The sequence below is a fragment of the Mesorhizobium sp. M0174 genome (genome assembly GCF_040322275.1).
GTDB lineage: Bacteria > Pseudomonadota > Alphaproteobacteria > Rhizobiales > Rhizobiaceae > Mesorhizobium.
The window spans coordinates 60,088-82,947 of record NZ_JAMYTB010000015.1; the positions used below are offsets into that span (position 1 = coordinate 60,088).

The following is a 22,860-nucleotide window of genomic DNA, read 5'->3' on the forward strand; positions in this document are numbered from 1 at the left end:
GACAAGCGCAGCGCTTTCTGCGCAATCCGATTGCCAAAAGCGCCGCCATGATTCATCGTGCTGTCGATGATTCTGGGTCCTAAACCCTCTCCGCGCCACGACGCCACGCCTGCCGGTGCCCCTTCGATCGCGCCGATGGCAACGGTGCCGGCCTGGCTACGTCGGGCGGTTCCCGATGCGCAAAGCCTTGCGGGAAAAGGCGTTGAGGACGTCGCGCTCGCCGCCGGCGCCACCATCGGCGCGCTCGATGCGGTGGTCCGCCGGCAGGAGCGATGGGCCGGCGCCTGGCGGCAGCGGCTGGCGCTTTCGGCGGCAGCGGCAACTGCGAAGCAGGCCGGCCGCGTCGAGGATGAAAGCTCGCTGCGCGATGCCGTGCTGCTCACGCGGCCGGGCGACAATGTCGGGCCCGCCGGTCTTTTGCTCCTCGCCTGGCGTCGGCTGGCGACCCGGCCGGCTGAGGAATTGCTGACGGCGAAAAACCTCGCTGCGGTGCTGGAAGATCTCGGTCACGCCCGTGACGACGAGGCCGTTAGCGATCTGTCGACGGCGCTACGGCAACTCGGCGCCGGCACCGATGTGGTCGGGATCCTGAACGGTGCCTTCATGGCCGCCGAACGCCACGGCTTCGGCCGCGTCCTCGGAGCCTGGCTCGCCGATGCCCTGCTGGCGCAACGGCTGGGTTGGGCGCATGCGGTGCCGCTGCTGGGCGCCGATGCGGCCTTGGGCACAAGCGCCCGCCCGCGTCGATCGGCAGCTGGCTCTGTCGCGACAAGCATTGAGACACATCCCGAGCGTGCGAAAGGCCTGCTTGCCGCGCAGGCACGCGCTGCGTTGCGCGCAATTGATCTTCACGCCGAACTCGGGCGACGCGCGGACCGGCTGCTTGCCGTCACGCCGAAGCTTAGAGCCAAAGCAGCGGACGCTGTTGTCGACAAGCTCCTGTCCGACGATGCGATCGTGGGATCCGAAAAGATCGCAGGCATGAGCGACCGTGGGCTGCGCCGCCTGTTCGACCGGCTGGTCGAGTTCGGCGCCGTCCGCGAGATGTCCGGCCGCACCGCGTTCCGCATGTACGGGCTCTGACGACCATGGTGGAGGCAGTGCGCAGGCGAGGGGGGAGCCCGTCAGATAACCGTCGATCGGCTGACCAGCTGTTTGACCGGGAGCTGGATCACCTGCCGCCGGAGGCGCGCTGGCGAGAATGGATGCATCGCGTCGAGGCAACGATTTTTGCGGCCAGCGAGCCGGTCAACCGCGAAACGCTCGCCCGCATCGTCGGCAAAAGCTGCAGCATTGATCTCCTCATCGACGACATCCGCGAAGAACTGCGCGGTCGGCCCTATGACCTCGTCGCCGTCGCCGGCGGCTGGAAGCATCTGACGCGGCCGGCCTATGCCGATGCCATCCGTGCCGCGGTCGGCGGAAACGAGCGAGCCGTGGATCTGACACAATCTGAAGTGCTGGTGCTGATGTGTGTGGCGTACTTCCAGCCGATCACCCGCGCCGAGCTTTCTTCCTTCTTCGGCAAGGAGATCAGCCGCGATCTCATCGGTCATCTGCGCGGCGCGAAGCTGATTGCGTCCGGTCCGCGCAGCCCGACGCCCGGCGCGCCCTACACCTACGTCACCACCAAAGAATTCCTGCTGGAGTTCGGTCTCGACACGCTGCGCGACCTGCCGGATTTCGAGGCGCTTGAAGATGCCGGGCTGCTGTCGAAGGAGAAGCTATTGGCGGGCGACATTGTGCCCGACTTTCCCGGCAGCCAGCAGGACGTCGGCGTCGAGATAGAGGAATAGGTTCGTCGGAGGGGGAGGGGATCGATGACTGGGAAATGGTCGCGATCGGGAATTCCGCATAAGGGCTGGACCTGCGTCAATGTGGAGGATCTCGATGAACCGTCTGAGATCTGCGAAATGTGCGAAACCCAAGAGATCAGATACGTCCATTACATGACTCATCCTGACCATGCCGAAATGCTCGGCGTGGGGTGTGTCTGTGCGGAGAAGATGGAGCAGGACTACGAGGCGCCGCGAATGCGCGAACGTGCGCTCCGCAGTGCTGCACAACGCCGACGCAATTGGCTCCAGCGTAAGTGGCGCGTCTCGCACGCTGGCAACAGCTATCTGAATACCGACGGGCTGAACATTTCGATATACCGAAAAGGATCGGACAGTTGGGGCGGCCGGATCTTGGAGCGCTCATCCGGCCGATCCGTGGAGTCTCGAAAGCGCTACGCTACCGAAGCCGCGGCAAAACTCGGCGCATTCGATGGGATGATCTTCTTGAAAATGAAAGGCTGGCCAAAGACATAGAGCTCCTCAGTATTTGCGGCTAGTGTCACACTAGATCTGAGAATATGTCATCCGGATCGGGTACCAGCAGGGCGAGTCGGATGTTCGCTGGGCGACCTTCCTCATGGAACCAGAGATCAACTATTTTGGTGTCGTCGCTGGATGGCCGGGGAGATGCGTCCCTGACGCGGAACGTCGTCGGCAAATTCACGGATGTTCCGAACACCAACGCGTGCTGCTTGGGGAGGGATGGCAATCGTTTGAGAACGGCGTCGGAGATAAATGGAGTCATCTGACGGATTTGCGACAGGTCGTCTGGGTTCTGAATGCGGTGAACGACAAAGTTGGAGCACTGAGACAACACGGTTTTTGAAAGCTCGCTTGGCCTCTGTGATGCTACCATCAGGAACATACCGTACTTCCGACCCTCCTTGGCTATCCGTTCAAAAACCTTCGCTGCGTCCAACGCATAACGGGAGGGTGTGGAGGCAATATAGCGATGAGCCTCTTCAAGCAGCAAGTGAACTGGGAAGCGGTTGCGCGGATCGGCTTGCCGCAGCAGCCTAAACGTCATGCGTGCCAGAACCGAGCAAAAAAGCTCGACGACGTCATCCGATACGGCGTTCATATCAACGATCACGATCTGATTGGTCTTAGTCAGGCCACTGCCCTTCGCGGTCAGCCCGAGGATTCGGGCGAGGAATTCATTCTGACCTTCACCGGCTTGCCCCCCGACTGGCAGTGAGTGGCGCAGAAATTCATACTCCCGACGCTCCTCAAGTGATTTGAGGCGGGTGACCATCTGCGAGCAGTAGTCACGAATCTGGCGGTTGCCGTGTGCCTCCTCGTAAAGGATGGCGAGATCCATTGCCTCTCCTAGTGAGCGGAAATCGAAAGGGATGTTTTCGTAATCCGGCAGCTTCAACTCGTCGATAACAAAGGCATTCTCGCCGACGAGAAAATCGTCCAAACCTTGGGCATCAGCCAGCTGACCGTAGCTAATTGTAATAAAAGGTTGGATGGATTGCAGATTGATTTTACCAGTGTTGAATCGCTGGAGGATGCCAACTATCCGGTCATGCTTGGACGGGCTGCTGGAATCGTCGCGCATGATCTGCGTGATGCACTTGGCGAGGATGTGGTTCTTCACGCCGCCGAGATCGTCCGCACCAGCTTCTGAGAACATCGTTGAAAGGCCAAGCGCCATACGCAGTATGGGGACCTGCGTGCGTTCGCTCGCCTGGAGCAGAAGTTCCCATTCTGAGAGGTCCAGAAACCAATGGGGCAAGCGGAAACCAGTTGCTGTTCCATCGAGTATAACTCGGTCGACCCCAATACCGCCCGACTTTGCCAGTGGTTCGAGCGCCTGCCGATACTCGCCGTTGACGTCGAACACCACAAACGTGGCACCTCGGGCATGATGTTCGTCCGGTTTTTCAAAAAGCTCCTGTAGAATCGAAGCGACTGTGCACGACTTTCCGCTTCCCGTGTTGCCAAGCACTGCAACGTGGCCACCGAAGAAATCGTCGAGGCGGACCTTCACCGCATAGTCCTCGAACACGACGGACTGACCGATGCTTAAAACACGAAAGCGGGTGGCGTTCGCCGGCACACAGTTTTGCCCGTCAGGCCCGATACCGGCCTCAGCCTCGGTTTTCGTCTCAAATATCCTGTCGAGTTCGCTATCGAGAGCATACAATGCGTCGGCATAGAGCGAAGGGAAAACCGACACACCGAACCGGAACTTTCCGTCCCCTGAAGCAGGCAGCATACCTACGGGCACCACGTCGAGGAATTTCGCCGATCCGGCCCTGTCGAGGTCGCCTCTCGAGGATGCAGCAACATCACGTTCGCGCAGCCCCACAACTTCAGCGACAACATATTCCGCGTGAGTCGGTATCATCAGGAACGAGCCCAAACGTGCGACGTAATGCACGTCGTCAAAGCCCACGACCGTGAAGTTGTCGGTTCCCGCGTGCATCTCGACCACAAACCTGTCTGCTGCCACTGATGTGACCTTGCCGACGGCGCGTTTGCGATCGTCGTGACTCATTCGGTATCGTCCTTGTCCGGAGCCAATTCCTTCATCACTTTGCGAACGGCGTCGTCGATACGCTCGCTTGGCCGCTGAGGCATGAACCGATCGACCATCGTGTCGAAATAATGTGCCCTTGTACCCGGCTCGGGACCATCGCCACCGATTATCCAGATCCGCGGATCACCAAGGGCGCGCAGTTTGGCAATCTCTCCGGGTGCGTCCGGTGACGCAAAGATAATCAACCGAAAGGTCGGTATGGTCAGCGCCTGGTAAATGATGTTGTTCAGGTGCTCATCCCCGAACCCGTAGCCCGAAGTCACAAGCACGCTTTGCTCGCGGACGATGCGCGACTGGAATTCGCGAAAGAGGTCGGCATACGGTGACCCTAGACTCGAGTTCTGCTTTGCCGGCGTGGGAAAGATCATCATCTTGGCGCTGCCGTCGGCCGGCCACTTCTCACGGATTGGGAACAGGCCGTGATCGTCTTCGGTCCAGCTGATCGATCCGTGTAACTTGCACAGGTAGACAAACGCATCGACTGCCGACCATTTGCGGTTTGAAAGATCGAGCTGCTCAGCCAAGGCGTAGCGAAATGTGGAGGGATTGAAACGCCGCTCTATGATGCCGGAGAAACCGTTGGCATAAGGAATGCCGAGGCGGTCCATCGCAGTTTCATTGAACAGATCATAATTCGTGGTGAACACCCATGGCCGGGGTAGGCTTCGGTCGCGCAACACTAATTTTCGGTAGAACTTCTCATAGAGGTCGCGGACAGCTGTATCCCCCTTCGCGAAAGCACCGTCAGTGCACCGCTCCCAGAGGAATGCCTGGACCTTGTTGATTACCTCCGTCAGCTCTTTGGCTCGCGCCCAATGGGATGATTTCGCACTGCGTTGGGAGACGAAACGAAGACTGTGCAATACCTCCATCAGGCGCTCAAGGTTGCGCGCGTACTCATCTTCGAGTTCGACGCCCGCCTCTTGGAGAATGGCTACTTCTTCTTTGGTTAGAAGCCAGTCAGGCGGCTCTACAGGGGGAACGTCGGCGCTGCCTTCGCCCAATAGATCCTCGTCTTCCGCAGCCTGCTGTGCGGCTGCCAACGCTTGGGTGGTAGTGTTGCAAAATATCTCAGCGAGGGGCTGCATGGTTGAGATGCCTCGCTCCTCTCCGTCGACACGCAACGAGGAGCAGCCAGCGCCCAACAGGAACGCCACGTTGCGCGCGTTCAGGGCATCGGCGATGCCTTTTTGAACTGTCTCGACTCCTTGGGACCAATCTATGTTGGCCGGTGTCGAATCGCCGTTGCGGACAATCTGGAATTGGCGCCGCGGCGCCACATCCTCGTCAGCCATCCCCCTTCTTCCCCCATATGCGAGCACCAAGAATATGCCGCAGTAGTGGCCCACCGTTCAAATTAAAGCAAAGATGATTTGTAACGACCGGGAGGTCAGCACCTGCAAACTACGCTGCTTTGAAGCGATCCGCTGCTGAAAGCCGTTGCATGAGCGGCTCCGCTTCGGGCCAACGATAGATGTCCCCGCGCAGAAACCGAAGTTCGTCGTCGAGATTCTCCTCAGCGATTTCGGCCCACCAGGCCTTTGGTCGACCGTCGCTGCCATCCGACCATCGATATCCACGCGCCTTCAGATGATCCTTCATCTCGAAGGGGCTGTTCTCAGCCCACACGCGGACGCGGAGTCGTTGGCTTGCAGCGTAGAGCTCGGCGAATGGCGTTGCGTCGCTGCCGGCGATCGGTCTTGCAAGAATTTCGAGGAGGGCATGGCAATCATCGGTCGCGCGATGTCCGTCATGGAACAGGCCTGATTGCCCGACGAGATAACCAAGTTTGTTGCCCTCAAACCCGTGATCCGCCCAGCGGATTTCCGTCACCGAGCAGGCCCATGGTTTCGGGATGAACGATGGCGATAGACGCTCGCAAAACGGCCTGTCGAAACCGGCATTGTGAGCAATGATGAGATCGGAAGGCTCAATAAGTGCGTCGAGTGCGCCGAGATCCACCGTCTGTCCAGCTACCATCTCGTCGGTGATACCGGTGAGGCGCGTGATCTCTACCGGTATCGGACCCGACGGCTGACGTAGTGCGCTGAATACCCCGACGACGTGACCGATCATCCCTGCATCGTCATAGGTGAAAGCAACCGCGCCGATTTCAATCACCTCGTCGCGGGCATGATTGAGACCGGTCGTCTCGACATCGACCAGGACAGCAAGCCTCGGAAATCTGCTGCTGGCGCGATCGATGATCGGACGGGGCACCAGCCTTCGCAAAACCTTGAATCGCCCGGTGTCTTCTAGGAGCTGCACCAGACCATCCTCAGTCTCCGGTGCAACATTAGGCTGTTTCCGCGCAGGCCGAGCCGGAACAACGCGTCGCGGTGTTTCCCTATAGCCGGGATCAAGGTCGAACAGATCGAACTGTCCAGAAAGCGCGTTCATCAAATTGTCCGGCCAGGAGAGTAACAACCAATTCCGACAGGGTAAGATGGCATCGTTGACCGTTCTCCATGCAATTAAGGCGACTCGGGCCTAGCCTTGCAATCGCTATTTTGCAATTATCCGCTGTCTGCTGCGGGGGTGTGATCGACGGTCGATGAGTATGGTTCCGTCCGGACCAGGCGAAACGTTCCGCTCTTTCCGACCCTCATATGATTGCGACCTGCCAGCTATAATTTCGAATATCTCAGCTGTCCGACGGCGTCGTTCTTGCTCACTGTCGGGGCGTTCCAGGATGGCAGCAAAGACTTTCTGGTCAAGGCCGAAGTAGACACCGTCTTCAATTTCGCGACCAACATATCCGTCAACAACTTCTGCCGGCAGATCCGTCGTAGGTTCGTCCAGGAAGAAGGAGTATGCCTTGGCGAGCGCATCAGCACGTCGAAGTTGACAGCGCCGCCTTTTCCATCACCGGGAGGGTCGGACACGAACCCCTCGGTGCCGGCGCTCCTGAGCATGAAGAAACTTTGCACACCGGGTCTTTGGCGCCTTGCCATTGACCGAATGAAGGGCGGACACTTGCCCGAGCGCCTTGCTCACAGCACTTACCGCCGGCCGCCGAATCCGGCCCTTGCTTTCGAAGACATGACTCTCCGTGCGGCGTATGCCGATGAAATCGGGACGACTCTTTGCGGCTGGCGGGGACGCGCCCGTCTTCGGGGCAAGCGGAGTGGCCGGTGAAGTCCACGAGCAATTCGACAGCCCACCCACATGGACGAGATATTCAATCTTCATCCTGTCCTGCGCGTACCAGTGGGTGAATGCCTCGCCGAGCAGGAAGGAAACACCGACCTTCTCCGACTGCTCGAGATTTGCGGAAGTAAAGCGTCGTGTTTAGCGCATTGTCGAGATAGCCAGTCGCCTCCACCTACCCACGACGCGCACGGCCGCCTTTCGGCTCGGATCCCCCACGGTCAGCAATGACCGGATATTGTCCGCACGTGTCGCGGTCAGTGCGACGGTTCCGTTCAGCTTCTTGAAACGTCCCGAGAAATTCACCGACGTAACGTTCCCGGCCATGGTCAGGCACCTCCCCGAAGGGAGACACCAATAGACTGCAGGGCTCCTATCAGATCTGGGTGCTGCACTAGATTTATTGCTGGCGTCGCGTCCAGCTTTCCCTCAATGGCTCTATCGTAAACGGCCACGCACTCGGCGGATGTGAGACGGGATGCATAAAGCAGGCCGTCGATCGCAAAGGCGCCATGAACCGCTGCGCTGAGTTGTCGCCCCGCTCGGTGCTTCTTGGCTCGAGCGGCGTCGGTGCTGACCCCCAACCTGAGGAGACCCGTGGTCCGCAGGTCGAGCACCACGAGGGGAGAAGTCGCAGTTATCTCCGCCACAGCCCACTCTTCGATCTCGCTTTGATCAAGGACACGCTTCATCCTCCCCTCGAACCTGTCCCGGACGATGGTCTCGGCAATTGCGGTTGCAAGGTCGCGCGCGATGTAGACGAGTTGAAACGTCTTATCCGGACTTGAGAAGCGTGTGTGTCCAAATCCCGTCCCCAGCGGCGTCGCCATATGCGCGGCGCGCATCACGCGGAGGTATGAACGCGGCTGAAATCCGAGAGCGAGGTCTGCGACTGTCTTGGGATCAAGCTTCACGATCAGCTGAAGTCACGTTCGGCGGCCGCAACAACCTCGCTTACCTGTCCAGCCTTGATGAGGTCGAGGGGAGCGCCCCCGATGCTGGGCTTCGGCTGAATCAGCCATTGCCAGGCCGCGCGAGAATTACGGATGATCCTGGTGACTTCAGACATCCCCTTGACCGGCCGGCCGTCCACAAACTGTGCCAAGGGAAAGACATGCTTTCGTTCACCCTTCAGCAAGCCGATGACGGCTCCCCGTTTTTGCCAATCATGGAGTGTGGATCTTCTTGTTCCAAAGGCCTTCTCAATATCGCTCGGCCCTGCAACCGGCCCGGCCCAGTCTTCGAGGCGAACCGCTGTTGCATATTCCGCGACCCGTCGCCGACCTTCCTCGAGATCTACTACGTCGCCGAGTCCCGCGCCGTGACTGACCTCAACAGGCCTTTCGACGTCGAGCTTGATCAGCCTGCTGTCGCCTCGACCAGCGAGATCCGCGACCACCGTCTCCATTGCCTGGGCAAGATCCTTTTCATGGACCAGAATCTGACGCTGGTTCTCCTCCGAAAGCCGGACAGCTGCCGCAGTGACCGCAGCTACCATTTTGCTCTTGCCCTTTAGTGCCGATCGGGAGATTCCTGGGTTGTGCCGTGCCAACACTTCAAGAATGTCGGCGACGGCCGCGCTGCTCACATTAACGTGCACGCCTGTTCCAGATTTTCGAACTGTTGCGACCATGGCGGCCTCCATTTCTGTCACACATACATAGTCCGGATCGTCCGAATTGTCCAGATCGTATGGAGGCGACTTGTCTTTGGCTGTCGCAACGACGTCGCTCGGAATTCGCGAAATGATGGGATGAGCGCTATCTTGTTTATGGCGGGGGCCGAGACATCAGAAAAGGTCCTCGATGTCGCTTTCACTGCCCTAGCTGCGCGGCCGCGCGCCGAGTTCAAGGCCAAGAACGCAAAGTGCGCCATCAGCGTGCGCAGCTGGAGCGCGGGCTCCGCGGCTTCGAGCCGGGATGCGGCGCCCTGGCGCAGATGAATTTTGCTGCCCAGCGCGCCCTGTGTGAGGCTGGTCTGCTTGCGGGCGCGGCACACGATAGCGCCGAGTTGCTTTTCGTTGCGGGCGATCGGATCGGTGATGGCGAGCCTCCAGAGAGACTGCCAGCTTACCCCTGTGATGTGTGGCGCGGGTGTCGTGAGAAATCCACCTCTAGCGGTCATCCTGATTAAACGCACGTCGCCGCATTGACAATGTCAGAAAAAAATATCAACATATCTGACATTGGGGAGATTCCAATGAGTGACGGTCCGCATAAAAGCCTGCCATTGCGTCCTAAATATCGGCGTGTCGCTGAATGGGCGTACAAGCCGGCATTTTCTATGTCCGAGGTCTGCGAAGCGACCGAATCCGCGCTGGTTCAGGACGCCAATATGGAAGTGCGCGGTGTGATCAGGCAGCTGATTGACATTGTTGACGGTGGCGATCTTTTCAGCACGCGGCCGGATGAATTGCAGCGGCAGCTGCAAGAGCTGCGCGATGATCCGGCGGTGCATCCACTGGCCGCAAACGCGATCGAGTGCACCCAAATGGCCGTCCAGCAAGGCTTGCAAGGACGTGATGCGGTCCAGGACGGGATTGTCACGGCCTTGAGCGAGCGTCTGCATGCGAACGCGCGAACTACTGAGGAGCACTACCTCGTCGAGCGCGGGCCAGGTGCAAGCCGCACCATCCGCGATCGCATGGGCGAAGTCAGCGCTAGAATGAACGAGAACGGCTCGTTCACCCGTATCGCTCGTTCGCTTTTCGGTGACAGCACGGTCGCCATCACGAGAACTCCCGCGGCGCGCAACGGTCTTGACGATGGGGTTTCCCTATGAAGGTTCTTCATGGGGAATGCCCCGCACTCAAGGTTGCCGTTATTGAGGCCGGCGGGAAAACCAAGGAAAGTTGGCAACCGGTCGAGATTGGCAAATCCATCATTTTCAACATGAAGGATTTGGACGACTACCGTACGAAGAATTGGGACACTCGTATCTTCGACACCTTGGTCCTGAGCGCTGCAGTTGAATATTGCGACAAGACGTGCAAGCGCTCGGCATGGGGCTGGATGCGGAAGTTCGAGTTAGCTGTCCCTGTCCATGATTTGGCTCGCTGGCAAGAACCCGAGGTCATCGCGGCGCTCGTTTCCGTTTTGAAATTTCTAACTGGCGATGAGTGGAGCCTCTCTTTCTACCAGCGCCAGCGGGCGCCCGAGGAAGAGGTCGGTCAGCAGAGCCGTTTGGAATTTGGTGATGCCACGCGCATAGTGACGCCGTTCAGCGATGGTTTGGATTCGCGGGCGGTGAGCGCTTTGCTTTCGGCAGGAGGGCGCCCGGATCGGTTGATCCGTATCAGGGTGGGCTCGAAAAAAGATGATCGCCCCCGTCGCGACGCTCGAAAGCTTCCATTCCTGAACATTCCCTTCAGGGTCAAACCTGGACCGGACGGCTTCAACGAGTCCTCCGCTCGGAGCCGCGGCTTCAAATTCACTCTTTTGAGCGCGATCGCAGCCTATCTGCTCGGAACTCATGACATAGTCATGCCGGAAAGCGGTCAGGGCGCGCTCGGGCCTTCGCTGGTACAAACCAGTCATGGCTACGAGGACTACAGAAACCACCCACGCTTTCTCACCAAGATGGAGCGTTTGTTCGCTGCGCTTTTTGACTACGATGTCGCCTATCGGCTTCCGCACTTGTGGAAAACGAAGGGCGAGACGCTTCGCGAGTTCGCGGCTCTTCCCATCGAGCCGAAAGAGTGGATCGAGACGCGATCGTGCTGGCAGCAAAACCGTAATTCCTCCGTAGATCACAAGTGGCGCCACTGCGGCATCTGCGCTGCCTGTATGCTTCGCAGGCTCAGCTTTCATGCGGCCGGTGTTGACGAGCCGAAAGAGAATTACATCTGGGAGGACTTGTCAGTTCCCAAGTTTGCTCGGGGAGCTGCCAGGGATTTCAACAAAATAACAGGGGCGATGGAACAGTATGCCATCGCCGGCGCACTGCACCTTGATCATTTGGCTGATTTGGGCTCTTCACCCGCCCATCGGAAACGCATGAGCCGTCACGCGTGGCAATTGTCCGAAGTATTGGACATGTCGCATGCGGATGCGGAAGGCGAGCTCTTGGGCCTGCTTGAACGGCATGAACTTGAATGGAAGGCATTTATGAAAGATCTCGGACCCAAATCGTTTGTCGCTCAGTGGCTGGCCTGACAGCGATGAGTGAGGCCAATAATCAGCTCTCACTAGTGGAAGTAGGCGAGAGAATTCGCATCGCGCGTGAAAGTGCGGGCAAAACCCAGGCGGAGGCTGCCGAGGCAATCGGTGTGGCACGCACTACCTTAGTTGCGATGGAAAAGGGTACGCGGCGCGCAAAGATTGGGGAGTTGCAGAGGCTGGCAGGGTTCCTAGACACGAACACCAACGCGTTGCTCCGCAAGGAAGCGGTCCACGTCGAGCTAACGCCGAGATTTAGGAAGCTGACCGAAAACGAAGAGCCATCGGTTGCGAAAGCCGCCGACCTTTTGGCGCAACTCGTAAGGGCTGAGGTTGAGCTTGAGGCTCTGCTCGGTGTCGAATATGCGCGCAACCTGCCGCCTGAAAGACGCATCCTTGTTGGCGACGTTCGCCAACAGGCAGAACAACACGCTTTGGAACTTCGCCATTGGCTCGGTCTTGGGCTTGCGCCGATCGCAGATATAGTCACTCTGCTCGAGCTGCAGATGGGTGTCCGTGTTCACGCTCGACGCCTAGCGGCGAAAATCTCAGGCTTGTTCGCCTATGATGAAAAGGTGGGTGCCTGCATACTTTTAAATGCGAACCATCCAATCGATCGGCGCACTCAAACGGCCGCGCATGAGCTTGGTCATTTAGTAGCTACGCGCGGAGACGCAGAGGTCTATGAGATCGATGAACTGGAGAGTTCGCGCGAGGAAAAATATGCCAATGCCTTCGCAAGGAGCTTCTTGACGCCGGCGCAGGCTGTTCGGCAGAAATTTGCTGAAGTTACGGCGGGTGCTACGAGCCTCACTCGCCGGCACGTGATCGTTCTTGCCCACTATTTCCATGTTTCGCGCGAAGCGCTTGTCCGGCGCCTTGAAGAGCTCCAGCTTACGAAAAGAGGAACTTGGGATTGGTTCGTTCAGAACGGAAACATTACGGATGAGCAAGCGCAGCAAGTGTTAGGTGACGTTTCGAGGAGTGATAGCCTGAAAGACGACGCGGCCAGACCAGTGTCGCTGAAGATGGGCCTGATGGCATATGAGGCGGCAAAGCGGGGGCTCCTTAGTGAGGGGCAAATTGCAAGGCTCCTTCATATCGACCGGATCCAGGTGCGCGTTTTGCTAAGTGATATTGATGCCGAGGAAAGTGGGGCCAATGCGGCGACCTCAATTCTCCGGTGATCTTCCACCGAAACTAGTTGCTGACACCAGCGTCATTATTAATCTCAATGCCACTGGCGCTGCGCATGAGATCATTCGGTCACTGAATGTCACGCTGAGTGCAAGTACCGTCGTGAGAGATGAGCTCATCCATGATCGGGTTAGCGGGCGCAATGACGCCGACCTCGCTCAACAGCTGGTACAGGATGAATTGCTGCAGTTTGCTGAGTTTGACGAAAAGAGCGGGGCGATATTTGAAAGCCTGGTCAGTGGCGCCGCGGAGACGACTCTGGATGATAGTGAGGCGGCGACATTGGCCCTCGCTGTATCGTCTCAGGGATTGGCAATCATTGATGAACGCAAAGCAATTAGCATCGCCACTCATCGCTTTCCAACTCTCCAGCTGCTCGCCACGGTGGACCTTTTGCGACTTGATCGCGTCCTTTTAGCGCTCGGAAACGAACGTCTCGCAAAGGCCGTGATAAGCGGCCTGAAGGATGCACGGATGGCAATCCCGGAGCGACACCATGGTTGGATTGCCGACCTTCTTGGTGACCAGATTGTCGAGTGCCGGAGCTTGCCAGCGGCACTGCGCCGAGCACCGGCCTGATCGCTTCCCAGCTTCCGTTTGCTCTCTTTGCGGTCTCAGACAGACGGTTGGGCATCGCGAAGTGAAGTAAGAGATCGTCTTCTACCATCGCGGAGAAAACGCCGAATCTTCAAGCTCTTCGGCCCAAAGCTGAGGCTGTGACTGCAGGGTTGTGGTTCGACTTCTTTCAAAACCAATTTCAAGGGTTAGTATCTGGAATCTCGCAAGCCGGCCGTCCTCGCCTGCAAAGCGGACCCTCGGGGTGGCCCGCCAACGCCCGGGGTCGGTAGACGCGCGGTCGATACCGACTTGCACTCGAGGAGGGTCTTTCCGACACCGTGCTCGTAGAGCGCCGAAATCGCCGCATCGAGGTCCGTTCCAGACGCTAGGCCAAGACCGGCGGCATTACGCGTGGCGTAGTCCAGAATCTCGTTGCGGCTACGCGCGATACCCTCTGCCAGATAGTTGGCAAGCCGCGGCGTGAGCTGCTGCCGCCAATCGAACAGGATGCGCAAGGTGCGCGCGAGCGTGCCGATGTAGTGGGGGTTGGCCTCGAGATTGATATCGACGATGCCATGCTCGATGCTCGCCCAGAACCGCTCGGACCGGGTGATCTCCAGCGTGCGGCAGTGGAACAGGACTGCATCACAATCGAAGAACGTGGTTTTGACTAGGTCAGTCAGCGAGTGGACCGCGACGTAGTCATTGCTGGCCGCCCACGTCGTCTGCAAGGCCCAGACGTCAAAGTCGAAGCGGCCGTACTTCAAGCGATACCCGCCAAACCGGTTACGCTCACCGCCCAATTGCCCGAGCAGCGCCTCCAATGCTCCAGGGACGGCGTCAACCACGACATCGACATCCGACCTGAAGGAATTGCGGCCGTCGCGGGCGAAATCGCGTGGCAGGCCGCCGAAGATCGCACAATCCCCGACCGGACTCAGACGGTCGATAAGATCGCCGATATCGTGCCCTTGCGGCCCTCGGATGAAATCGGCAATGTCCGAGCTGAGACCGTGGTCCAGCATATGCTGGGATGTGGTCATGCCGCGCCCCGTGCCCGCAGGTCTTTCAGCAGCGAGATCGCGAAGCCGTCCGTCATGCCCGACACCATGTCCGTCATCAGTTGCAGTTCACGATAGCGGATAGGCATGCGGTTGTCCGAAGCCTCAGCGACGCGGCGGTAATTCTCCGAAATTCGGGAATAGACATAGCTGTGAAGGGGCGATGTTCGCTTCGAGGCGATATCCAGCGGATCTTTCCGGTTGGTGATGGCTGCCCAGAAGATGTCCATGAGTCCGTGAATCGTCTGATGGCCCGTCAGTTCAACCTCAAGCACCTGGCGGTGCGGGTAGATGTGCTTGCCGGCGAATTCCTTGAGCAAACGCCATAGGCGTGCCGCTTTGGACACTGCCATCAGTTCCTTGTCGAACGTGCCGGCCATAATGGCGTCCAGGTTTGTCACGAACGCATCTGTCGCCGCGACGATCATCACACCAATCGCGTTGACCCGAAACATCTGCATTGTGATGTCGTCAAGCTCTGCCGCCGACAGGGATTTCTCACGGAATTCTTGGTGCTGCTCCTTGGCCTTCTCGACTACCTTGAGGACGGACTCGTCCTCCTCTGCCTTGTGCATCAGGTAGCCGACGAGACGGTCGAAATTGACGAGCCCCTTCTTCGCGGCATCTTCAACATCGACGACGGAGTAGGCGATGTCGTCACAGGCTTCCATGACGAAGGTAAGCGGGTGCCGAATACCTTCAGCAAGCCCGGTTTCAGCCCAGACTTCCTTAGCGATGTTGGCTTCTGACTGGAAGAAGTTGAACTTCTTGCGAGCCAGCACCGACTTGTTCACCTTATCTGAAGGACTGGGGTATTTCATTAGAGCTGCGAGGAACGCGTAGCTCATGTTGAGTCCGAAGTCATCGTTGACGATTTGCAGCCGGGTCAGCAGCCTGAATGCTTGAGCGTTTCCTTCGAAACGAAGGAAATCTTCGCGCAATGCGGCACCATCCAGACCTTCAAAGATCTCTGGTCCCTTGGACTTCATCCAAGATTGGATCGCATCCTCACCTTGGTGACCAAAGGGCGGATTGCCCAGGTCGTGGGCCAGCCCGATCGCTTCTAGCAGGGCAGGGACGTTACGCCCGGCATTTACGGCTTCGGGCAAATTCAACTTGTCGGGATAGACGTGGACCAGCGCGGTACCGAAGCTGCGTGCCATGTTAGCTACTTCATGGCTATGGGTCAGGCGGGTCCGCACGCTGTCATGGGGGTCCAGTGGAAAAACCTGCGTTTTGTCCTGCATACGTCGAACAGGTGTCGAGAACAGAATGCGGTCATGATCGCGCTCCAGCTCGGTCCGGTGTTCGGCGGTTTTGGCGGAGCGCTCGGCGGCCTTGCCCTTGGCCTTATCCTTGCGCCGTTGCGCATTGAGTAACTTTTCCCAATTTAGGTCAGCCAATGTCCGTCGCCCCTATCTTCGCTCCGGTATCGGCTCGGTGCTACGATTCGTCAATTGGCAGAACCTTGTTGCTGGAAAAACCACGCTAACAATGATCAAGCACAAACCATCATTGGCTCTCCACCCAATTGGCGCATCAAGTCCTATCAGTGATGTTCTCTATCTGTTCTAAATCAGAATAATCGTAGGGTCAACGGTACCCGCCGCGCCTAGCCCATTAATCGACTTCCTCCGCGATGTGGCCGCTCATGTTCTGGCATCGAAAGTCTGGTTTCGGGAATCGCAAATGGGTGATGACTCCGATAGGGTCGTCAGACGAATGGCGGCTTCTTGCTGCTGAGCCGAACGCCGACCTTCCACACATGGCCCGACAGTGCCGCAATACTGATCGCGATCCTTCGGCGCGAATGACTTATGGGGCAGAGAGCAAAGACGGTGCTTTCGGGCTCGATGTTCGCGTTATCTGCTTAGAAAGTCGCATAAATGGCAGTGTGGAACTCAACGGCGGCTCATTGGTTTTGCGGGTTCAGCTCGTGGAAAAGGTCCGTCGGCCTTTCGTGAATGCGGGTTTCCGCATCGCCTACCTCGATTTGGTCGATGACCGCCGGACAGGCGAGGCGGAGCCGTATCTCGCCCGAGAGCACATTCGCGCGCATGATTTCGACGAACGCGCCTATCTTTTCATCCGCAGTGAGAAACCTGCGTTTGACGGATGCAGTGGTGCTACGCTTGTGGAGCCCCGGGGCGTCTCTATGCGGCAATCCTTCATCGTGAGCCGATGCTATTGTGCAAGTTTCGCAGCACTGCGGGTGGCGATGTCGGCCAAGACAGCATGAAGAAGCGTTCCAACTTCCTGTTCGGCGACGCCGGGTGCAATTCCTGATTCGGACAGTTGAACGAGAATTGCCTTGGCGGTGTTGCGCCAGAAGGCGTTCGCGTCCTTCCCGTTCTTGGATTCCAGGACCCGGGCGATCCCTTCGACCAACTTCCGCCGCCGATGCAGCGGAAACGCGCTTATGTTTGAATCACACATCGATCACCTCACCCCTTCAGTCGCGCGAATAAGCATTGGCGGGTGAGAAAATTTGGTTAACAGCGCTTTTGGACAATGGTCAGCAATGGAATAAAGCGTCTACCCAACAAGCCAAGAGGTGTGCCACGTGTTGATGATCGGCGCGTGCTGAACGGCATCTTCTGGGTGCTGCGCTCCGGTGCTCCATGGCGCGACCTGCCTCAGCGCTATGGCCCGCGCACCACCTGTTGCAACCGCTTCGTCCGATGGCGAAAAGCAGGTGTGTGGCTGCGCAGTAACGAGTCTACGGCCTAAGGTTTGCGGAGCCTCACGCCGGCGCGGCTGCCGTTCTCCGGGATGAACTCGACGCCGGCGGCCTAGAGGGCGATGCGCAAGGCAGCAACGGTTCGCTCTTGTGTGGAGCCCTGTCGGGCCGCGACATCTACTTAATGTCTATTTTAGACAGTCGCCGCGACCATAACTTTTGGTAACAGGTCAGGGTCGCGGGATGCCGAGCCGCTTGAAATACCGAGTTACGTCCGGATGCTCGCGATCGTCCCGCCTCAACCGCGCAAGCGCGTCATCATCGCCGGCGAGCGCCATAGCCAAACCGGGAGCGCTTATTCTCCACGGAGCACCGGGCATTGTCTGGTTGTGAAGACGGTGCTTGATCACCAGCCGCCTGAGTGTGTCTTCGCTTACGTTGTAGTCGTACCTGAACAGATCAATGGCCCTCTGGACCGTGATCTCCTCTGCCCGTGGGATGTAGAGCGGCCGAAGCCGTTCGCCTGTTTCCGGCGCTGTTTTGACAGGGCGCGCATTGGTCATTCGGCCCATCGCGCTTTTCTGCGGCCCGCCGTTTCGCCCGACATCAGGGAACGATATCTTCCCCCATGTATTAGAAACCCATGGACACTATGGAACCCCACGGCCACGGGATGGCGGCCGATCTTTTGACATCGGAAGTTGCCAATGCCAGGCAGCGCATCCACCGGACCAAGCTCGCGATTCAACGCACTGAAGAAATGCTGGCGGAAAATCTCGCGCTGTGCAGCAGGATACGAACTGCGGTCGAGGCCGCAGACCGCTTGGTGAAGATCGATCCCCCCAGCTTCGAAGGACGTCGCGCGGGTTGAACTGGGCCGGCGTTTCATCGTCGCGACCTTGCGGCACCCTGCCGCAAGAGCCTGCCCTGTTGGCATCACAGCGTGAGCAAACATTGGACAGTAGCATTTCAACGGTCGCTGTGTGCAACACCGACGCTAGATCGACACGATCTTCTGTTCAAACAGCGGGGATTAATGCTCGGCGGATCGAAGGGGGCACGGGGGTCTTCGCGCGAGCCAGTTAGCCGATCTCCCGCTCAGAAATTTCAGCCAAATATTCCGACCTCCTGATGGAACCCATTCGTTGCGGGCGAGTTGCGGCTCATTGGGACGGACTTCCCGAACATGACAACGAGCAACAAAGCAGACCATCAGTCTGTCTCCGGAGCGTTTCGGAAACTGATCCGTTCCGAAGGCTATCGTCATCACGTACAAACGTTCTTAAATCTGGATGTCGAACCAGAACTGCCGCCAACCCTACAGTCATTACTTGCGGCTATTGATCGGGCCAAACAGGGGCCGACGGAAGAAGTCCCTTAGCCGGCTGGCTGAGCGTCAGGTCAAAGAGTATAGAGGCTCGCTTCGTGGCTTGTCCCCCTGATTCCCACTCAGAAGTTATCAAACATTCTTCTTGATTTTTCTCGACAGAGGTCATGAATGTTCCCTTGGGTTCTCGCTGAGGTGGGAGGCCTTGTATGAACGTTTGGACGAACTGCCGACCCGACAAAGTGACTGCCGAACACCTTGTTCACGAGCTGATCCTACAAGTCCGTCGCGGCCAAATCATCTCCGTCAAAGAGACTATTGCAGCGGTGCGCCGAGACGGGCCACATCTGGCGGAAACTGACTGCGAGCTGGTGGAGCTTATCGTCAATGTTGCCCCAGCCTTTGGCCTGTTCGTCGGGTTCGATCTTCGCGAATAACCGCCTCCTCAACAGGGCGGACCGTGGCGACACGGTCTCGATCAAAGCGGCACTACGCGAAGCTCGGGAGACTGCGCCTTATTTGATGGCCTCCAACGAAGAACTAACCGAGGCGATCGTCGAGGCAGCAACTGCCATGGGCCTCTGCGTGGCTATCGACGGTCGCGAGTAGCTGTCAGCCAACTTCAGCCGCTGTGGCATCGCAACGGAAGCGCGCCGTCCTGCGCCATTTCAATAGTCAGAGGTAATCCGTAATTACCTTCGCAACCTGCTCACTCTGCCTGTAGAACGGGAACTGGGCTGAGCAAAAGTATTTGCTGGAGGAACTTGATCGGGCCGACAAAGAGTGACCGCATGGCTCTCCACTGGTTCAACCCTCCGGTCCCGGTCAAGACCGAGCGTCCCGGGATCATCCGCAGCGTAAACAACGCCGAAGCAGCCGGCGAGGAGCTGATGAAGTGGACCAAGCGTGGCCCTTGGTGGGACCTCGCGGTGCGTGTTTGCATGGCCGTGATTTTCGACGAGATGGAAGCTGAGGAGGCCCGCAAGGCATTCCTGGCTGCTGCAAAAGAGGAGGGGACATTACTCCCCCAATGAGAACCAGCTAAATTGGATGCGGTATAAGGTTCTAGGTGTCTATTACCAACACCGCCTTCGCGAAAGGAGCCCGCCGCCGGTGAGGGAGAGGCGACGGACCCCGCCACAGCGGCTGCACATCCACGAAGAATCCCGCTGCCACCTCTAAACCCGCGAGGGCCTACATCGTTCCCTTAGCTGCGGCTAAAGCGGGGTTGGTCGGCGGGCTCTTGCCGCTCTAAGTTCCCCCTTATGGGTCCTCTCTGGTTCTCTCCCCCGGTCTACGTGAAGACGAAACGTCCGGGCAAGTGGACCAAGGCTGTCCAATCCTGCGTCGATGCATTCGAGGGCAAATCCTCCCCCCAAGAGGTGCGTGAAGCCTTCGAGGCGGCTGCCAAGGAGGCCAACGTGTATCTCTCCCCTGAGTAGGAGGTATCATGGCGCCCATCTGGTTCGTCCCTCCGGTGTTCGTGAAGACTGAAACCGGTGTCAGGCATGGCTGCAACAATGCGAAGGAAGCCCTTGAGCAGCTCAAAATGTGGACCCGCCGAGGGCCTCGCTGGCATAAGGCGGTGACCCTCTGCCTGTCAGCCTTGGAGGGCGATTCGATTGACCCCCACATAATACGAAAGGCCTTTGAGGCTGCCGCTAAGGAGGCCAACGTGTATCTCTCCCCTGAGTAGGAGGTGTCGTGGCAACCCATTGGTTCTCCCCTCCGGTGTACGTCAAGACCGACCGACCTGGGGTCACCTACCGGTGCAACAATGTCGAGTGCGCCGCCGAGGAACTCCTGAAGTGGACCAAGATGGGGCCCAAGTGGCGGAAGGCTGTGCAACTATGCATCGAAGCCGTCGAGGATCGGGCGACCCCCGAGGAGGCTCGTAAGGCCTTCGAGGCTGCTGCCAAGGAGGAGGGGGTGCTCCGTGAGTAGCAGGCCGGTGCCCATGGCTATGTTGGGAAGGACCCCCTAGGCTGTCTGAATGCTGACCAAGTCCGCGCTGCTCGAAATAGACCCGGATACGAGAGCATTGACTCTGGTCGGCGCATTCATGGGCATTTTGCACTTCTTGAAACTGGTATCGGAGCTGCTCTGGGCGAGGTACTTGGCGTCAATGGGGCACGTTGAGGTAGGGGGACCGGAACCGGAATGTCAGGCTTCGAAACCCGATGGCAGAAACCAGATACGCTGTGGCGGCATTTGAGGGCACGTTCCTGCTCTTGATTATTGCCTGTGAGCTGTGTGCGAAAATCGGGAATGGAAGGGCCGGAGGCAGGAAGCACGGCCTCAGGCCGAGGCGCTAATCAAGCGGGTCGGCAATGATCGCGAAAAGCTCAACACGGCCGGCAGCGAAACTAAAGAAGTAGTCGCGCGTTGGACGGCGGATACCGCTGTTTCGTCTCTCGAGTATGGTTTAGGTCAGAGTGGTCAAGCCAACGTCGCGTAAGGCAATCAATGCGTCGAGCGCTAGTCAAGCGAAGTCGCCCGCTCGTGACGAGGTCACTTTAGCGCCGCCCGCTTTCCGGCCGGTCCAGCTCGCAACCCTCGTGGACACGGTCCCTGCCGGTGATCGTTGGATCCATGAAATGAAATACGACGGCTATCGTATTCTCGTTGCCGTCGGCGGAGGCGAGGCGCGAGCCTACACACGATCTGGTCTGGACTGGTCTAGCCGTTTTCCCTCGGTCCTCTCCGAGGCTTGCAAGCTCAAGGTGCGCTCCGCCCTGATTGACGGCGAGGCTGTGGTCGTCGATGCGGAAGGAAGATCTAACTTCCAGGCGCTTCAGAATGCATTGAAGGGTGCCCCGGCGACTATCGACTTTTATGCGTTCGATCTGCTGCAGCTCGACGGCGAAGATCTGACAAGGCTTCCTCTTCTTGTGCGCAAGGCGAAGCTGGAGGCGATCTTGCCTGCGAAAAATCCGGTCCTTCGTTACTCCGACCATATCCTCGGCCGCGGAGAAGAGCTGCTCGATCGCTTCTGCGCAGCCGGCCTTGAGGGCGTCATCTCAAAGCTCGCGGATTCGAGTTATGTGGCGGCCCGCGGCGCAAGCTGGCTGAAGATCAAATGCATCAGGCGGCAGGAATTTGTGATTGTCGGCTGGACGCCGTCCGACAAGGTCCGCGCGTTTCGGTCCCTGATCCTTGGCGTTCATGACGGCGGCAAGCTGCGTTACGCCGGGAAAGTCGGCACCGGCTTCGATACCGCTGAACTTCTTCGTCTCTTGAAGATCATGGCGCCGCTTGAGCAGAAGGCCGCCACCGTCGACGCACCACGCGCCGAAGTGCGCGGCGCACACTGGCTCCGTCCGAAACTGGTCGCTGACATTGCCTTCACCGAAATGACAAATGAAGGGACATTACGACATCCGAGCTATCTTGGTCTCCGCGAAGACAAGAAGCCGGAGGCGGTCGTGCTCGAGACGGAACGTCATGCAGCCGATCTCGCCGCGTCTGCGACAACCACCATCGCGATAAGTAACCGTGACCGCGTCATCTATCCGGAGTCCAACATCACCAAGGGACAGCTCGCCGACCATTACGCAGCGGTCGCGGCGATCATGCTTCCTTGGGTTGGCAGCCGGCCGATCAGTCTGGTTCGATGCCCACAGGGCCGCGCGAAGAAGTGCTTCTTCCAGAAACACGACGCCGGCAGCTTTGGCGACAAAGTCCACCACGTCGGCATCACAGAGAAAGACGGGCACGAGGAACCATATCTCTATGTCGACGATGCCGACGGACTGATGACTTGCGTCCAGATGGGAACGATCGAGCTGCACGGATGGGGGGCTCGGATCGAGGATGTCGAAAAGGCCGACCGCCTCGTGTTCGACCTCGACCCCGATGAAGGCCTCGATTTTGAGGCCGTCCGCGCCGCTGCCTTTCAGTTCCGCGCTATCCTTAAATCGCTGGGACTTACGACTTTCCCGATGCTGACGGGAGGCAAAGGAGTGCACGTCATCGCGCCGCTCACCCCTGGCGCCGAGTGGCCACAGGTTAAGGACTTCGCGTCTCGCCTGGCGCAGGCGGTCGCCCGGAGCGATCCGGCCCATTTCACGGCCGTGTTGTCAAAGGCGCGCCGCAAGGGTCGCATCTTTGTGGACTATCTACGCAATCAGCGCGGGGCGACCGCGATCATGCCTTACAGCGCGAGATCACGTCCGGGCGCTCCTGTCGCGGCACCGATCACGTGGGCGGAGATGAAGACAATAGACGCGCCCTCTCATTTCCACGTGGGCGATGCTCCTGAATTAAAGAAACGCGCAGCCTCCAAAGCTCTGGCGGGATGGGGTCGCGCTGACCAATCCTTGCCCAATCTGTAGCGTCCGACGC

General features: G+C 58.5%; 25 protein-coding genes and 1 pseudogene. 17 read left to right on the forward strand and 9 right to left on the reverse strand.

The genetic code is table 11. The features are described from left to right. Positions 1–66 precede the first annotated feature (66 nt). The 3 genes from NKJ13_RS23640 to NKJ13_RS23650 are packed head-to-tail and all read left to right on the forward strand — an operon-like array spanning position 67 to position 2,312. On the forward strand, positions 67–1,083 hold the full coding sequence (locus NKJ13_RS23640) for a DUF1403 family protein (RefSeq protein WP_352778565.1): 1,017 nt from the start codon (positions 67–69) through the stop codon (positions 1,081–1,083). 5 nt (positions 1,084–1,088) lie between these two features. Then, positions 1,089–1,796, forward strand: coding sequence for an SMC-Scp complex subunit ScpB (scpB, locus tag NKJ13_RS23645; protein WP_352752473.1), 708 nt, complete (start codon positions 1,089–1,091; stop codon positions 1,794–1,796). A gap of 24 nt (positions 1,797–1,820) precedes the next feature. Continuing rightward, on the forward strand, positions 1,821–2,312 hold the full coding sequence (locus tag NKJ13_RS23650) for a hypothetical protein (protein WP_352624870.1): 492 nt from the start codon (positions 1,821–1,823) through the stop codon (positions 2,310–2,312). Between the two features lie 25 nt (positions 2,313–2,337). On the opposite strand, the gene NKJ13_RS23655 is transcribed toward NKJ13_RS23650, so the two are convergent. From NKJ13_RS23655 to NKJ13_RS23665, 3 genes are all read right to left on the reverse strand, one after another. Next, the gene (locus NKJ13_RS23655; RefSeq protein WP_352624868.1) at positions 2,338–4,344 is read right to left on the reverse strand and encodes an ATP-binding protein; all 2,007 of its coding nucleotides are present in this window, start codon (positions 4,342–4,344) and stop codon (positions 2,338–2,340) included. Further along, the gene (locus tag NKJ13_RS23660) at positions 4,341–5,681 is read right to left on the reverse strand and encodes an SIR2 family protein (RefSeq protein WP_352624867.1); all 1,341 of its coding nucleotides are present in this window, start codon (positions 5,679–5,681) and stop codon (positions 4,341–4,343) included. Before NKJ13_RS23660 ends, NKJ13_RS23655 begins: the two co-directional genes overlap by 4 nt. Positions 5,682–5,790: 109 nt before the next feature. Continuing rightward, a complete protein-coding gene (locus tag NKJ13_RS23665) occupies positions 5,791–6,786 on the reverse strand; it encodes a 3'-5' exonuclease (RefSeq protein ID WP_352624865.1) in 996 nt (331 codons plus the stop codon). Between the two features lie 267 nt (positions 6,787–7,053). Here NKJ13_RS23665 and NKJ13_RS23670 point away from each other — a divergent pair, with 267 nt between their 5' ends. Next, entirely contained in the window at positions 7,054–7,524 is a 471-nt protein-coding gene (locus tag NKJ13_RS23670; RefSeq protein WP_352624863.1) for a hypothetical protein, read from the forward strand. Between the two features lie 341 nt (positions 7,525–7,865). On the opposite strand, the gene NKJ13_RS23675 is transcribed toward NKJ13_RS23670, so the two are convergent. Further along, complete coding sequence (locus NKJ13_RS23675; RefSeq protein ID WP_352752471.1) at positions 7,866–8,450, reverse strand: RES family NAD+ phosphorylase; 585 nt, start codon at positions 8,448–8,450, stop codon at positions 7,866–7,868. Between the two features lie 2 nt (positions 8,451–8,452). Beyond that, a complete protein-coding gene (locus NKJ13_RS23680; protein ID WP_352778526.1) occupies positions 8,453–9,169 on the reverse strand; it encodes an antitoxin Xre/MbcA/ParS-like domain-containing protein in 717 nt (238 codons plus the stop codon). A gap of 566 nt (positions 9,170–9,735) precedes the next feature. Here NKJ13_RS23680 and NKJ13_RS23685 point away from each other — a divergent pair. Genes NKJ13_RS23685 through NKJ13_RS23700 form a run of 4 tightly spaced genes read left to right on the forward strand, consistent with a single transcriptional unit; the run spans position 9,736 to position 13,469 of the window. Next, positions 9,736–10,317: a hypothetical protein gene (locus NKJ13_RS23685; RefSeq protein ID WP_352778528.1), complete on the forward strand. Its 582-nt coding sequence runs from the start codon at positions 9,736–9,738 to the stop codon at positions 10,315–10,317. Next, a complete protein-coding gene (locus NKJ13_RS23690; protein WP_352624858.1) occupies positions 10,314–11,690 on the forward strand; it encodes a 7-cyano-7-deazaguanine synthase in 1,377 nt (458 codons plus the stop codon). Before NKJ13_RS23685 ends, NKJ13_RS23690 begins: the two co-directional genes overlap by 4 nt. Before the next feature lie 5 nt (positions 11,691–11,695). Then, positions 11,696–12,880 (forward strand): helix-turn-helix domain-containing protein, encoded by a 1,185-nt coding sequence (locus NKJ13_RS23695; protein WP_352624856.1) that lies wholly within the window; start codon positions 11,696–11,698, stop codon positions 12,878–12,880. After that, a complete protein-coding gene (locus NKJ13_RS23700) occupies positions 12,855–13,469 on the forward strand; it encodes a PIN domain-containing protein (protein ID WP_352778531.1) in 615 nt (204 codons plus the stop codon). Before NKJ13_RS23695 ends, NKJ13_RS23700 begins: the two co-directional genes overlap by 26 nt. Before the next feature lie 185 nt (positions 13,470–13,654). Here the strand turns inward: NKJ13_RS23700 and NKJ13_RS23705 are convergent, their stop codons facing one another. Together NKJ13_RS23705 and dgt are read right to left on the reverse strand one after the other, a co-directional pair. After that, a complete protein-coding gene (locus NKJ13_RS23705; RefSeq protein WP_352624853.1) occupies positions 13,655–14,491 on the reverse strand; it encodes a hypothetical protein in 837 nt (278 codons plus the stop codon). Next, the gene (gene dgt, locus NKJ13_RS23710) at positions 14,488–15,912 is read right to left on the reverse strand and encodes a dGTP triphosphohydrolase (RefSeq protein WP_352624851.1); all 1,425 of its coding nucleotides are present in this window, start codon (positions 15,910–15,912) and stop codon (positions 14,488–14,490) included. The genes NKJ13_RS23705 and dgt overlap by 4 nt, the downstream gene beginning before the upstream one ends. Positions 15,913–16,160: 248 nt before the next feature. Between dgt and NKJ13_RS23715 the strand changes: the two genes are divergently transcribed. Beyond that, complete coding sequence (locus NKJ13_RS23715) at positions 16,161–16,748, forward strand: hypothetical protein (protein WP_352752486.1); 588 nt, start codon at positions 16,161–16,163, stop codon at positions 16,746–16,748. Here the strand turns inward: NKJ13_RS23715 and NKJ13_RS23720 are convergent. Continuing rightward, the gene (locus tag NKJ13_RS23720) at positions 16,694–16,945 is read right to left on the reverse strand and encodes a DUF6074 family protein (protein ID WP_352541505.1); all 252 of its coding nucleotides are present in this window, start codon (positions 16,943–16,945) and stop codon (positions 16,694–16,696) included. The two genes, NKJ13_RS23715 and NKJ13_RS23720, sit on opposite strands and share 55 nt — an antisense overlap. Before the next feature lie 75 nt (positions 16,946–17,020). On the opposite strand from NKJ13_RS23720, the pseudogene NKJ13_RS23725 reads away from it, so the two are divergent. Beyond that, a pseudogene (locus NKJ13_RS23725) lies at positions 17,021–17,218 on the forward strand (transposase); the annotation flags it as partial. A gap of 201 nt (positions 17,219–17,419) precedes the next feature. On the opposite strand, the gene NKJ13_RS23730 reads toward NKJ13_RS23725, so the two are convergent. Beyond that, the gene (locus NKJ13_RS23730; RefSeq protein WP_352778533.1) at positions 17,420–17,752 is read right to left on the reverse strand and encodes a hypothetical protein; all 333 of its coding nucleotides are present in this window, start codon (positions 17,750–17,752) and stop codon (positions 17,420–17,422) included. Between the two features lie 110 nt (positions 17,753–17,862). Here NKJ13_RS23730 and NKJ13_RS23735 point away from each other — a divergent pair, with 110 nt between their 5' ends. The 7 genes from NKJ13_RS23735 (at position 17,863) to ligD (ending at position 22,850) form a co-directional block, all read left to right on the forward strand. Then, positions 17,863–18,060, forward strand: a complete 198-nt coding sequence (locus NKJ13_RS23735) for a hypothetical protein (protein WP_352778535.1) — start codon at positions 17,863–17,865, stop codon at positions 18,058–18,060. Between the two features lie 665 nt (positions 18,061–18,725). Then, positions 18,726–18,953: a hypothetical protein gene (locus NKJ13_RS23740; RefSeq protein ID WP_352492322.1), complete on the forward strand. Its 228-nt coding sequence runs from the start codon at positions 18,726–18,728 to the stop codon at positions 18,951–18,953. A 354-nt stretch (positions 18,954–19,307) separates the two neighbouring features. Then, a complete protein-coding gene (locus tag NKJ13_RS23745; RefSeq protein ID WP_352778537.1) occupies positions 19,308–19,550 on the forward strand; it encodes a DUF982 domain-containing protein in 243 nt (80 codons plus the stop codon). Between the two features lie 231 nt (positions 19,551–19,781). After that, positions 19,782–19,958, forward strand: a complete 177-nt coding sequence (locus NKJ13_RS23750; RefSeq protein WP_352778540.1) for a DUF982 domain-containing protein — start codon at positions 19,782–19,784, stop codon at positions 19,956–19,958. Between the two features lie 8 nt (positions 19,959–19,966). Further along, positions 19,967–20,212 (forward strand): DUF982 domain-containing protein, encoded by a 246-nt coding sequence (locus NKJ13_RS23755; RefSeq protein WP_352473718.1) that lies wholly within the window; start codon positions 19,967–19,969, stop codon positions 20,210–20,212. Positions 20,213–20,220: 8 nt separating this feature from the next. After that, a complete protein-coding gene (locus NKJ13_RS23760; protein WP_352778542.1) occupies positions 20,221–20,460 on the forward strand; it encodes a DUF982 domain-containing protein in 240 nt (79 codons plus the stop codon). A 491-nt stretch (positions 20,461–20,951) separates the two neighbouring features. Then, a complete protein-coding gene (ligD, locus tag NKJ13_RS23765; protein WP_352778544.1) occupies positions 20,952–22,850 on the forward strand; it encodes a DNA ligase D in 1,899 nt (632 codons plus the stop codon). The last annotated feature ends 10 nt before the right edge of the window (positions 22,851–22,860 follow it).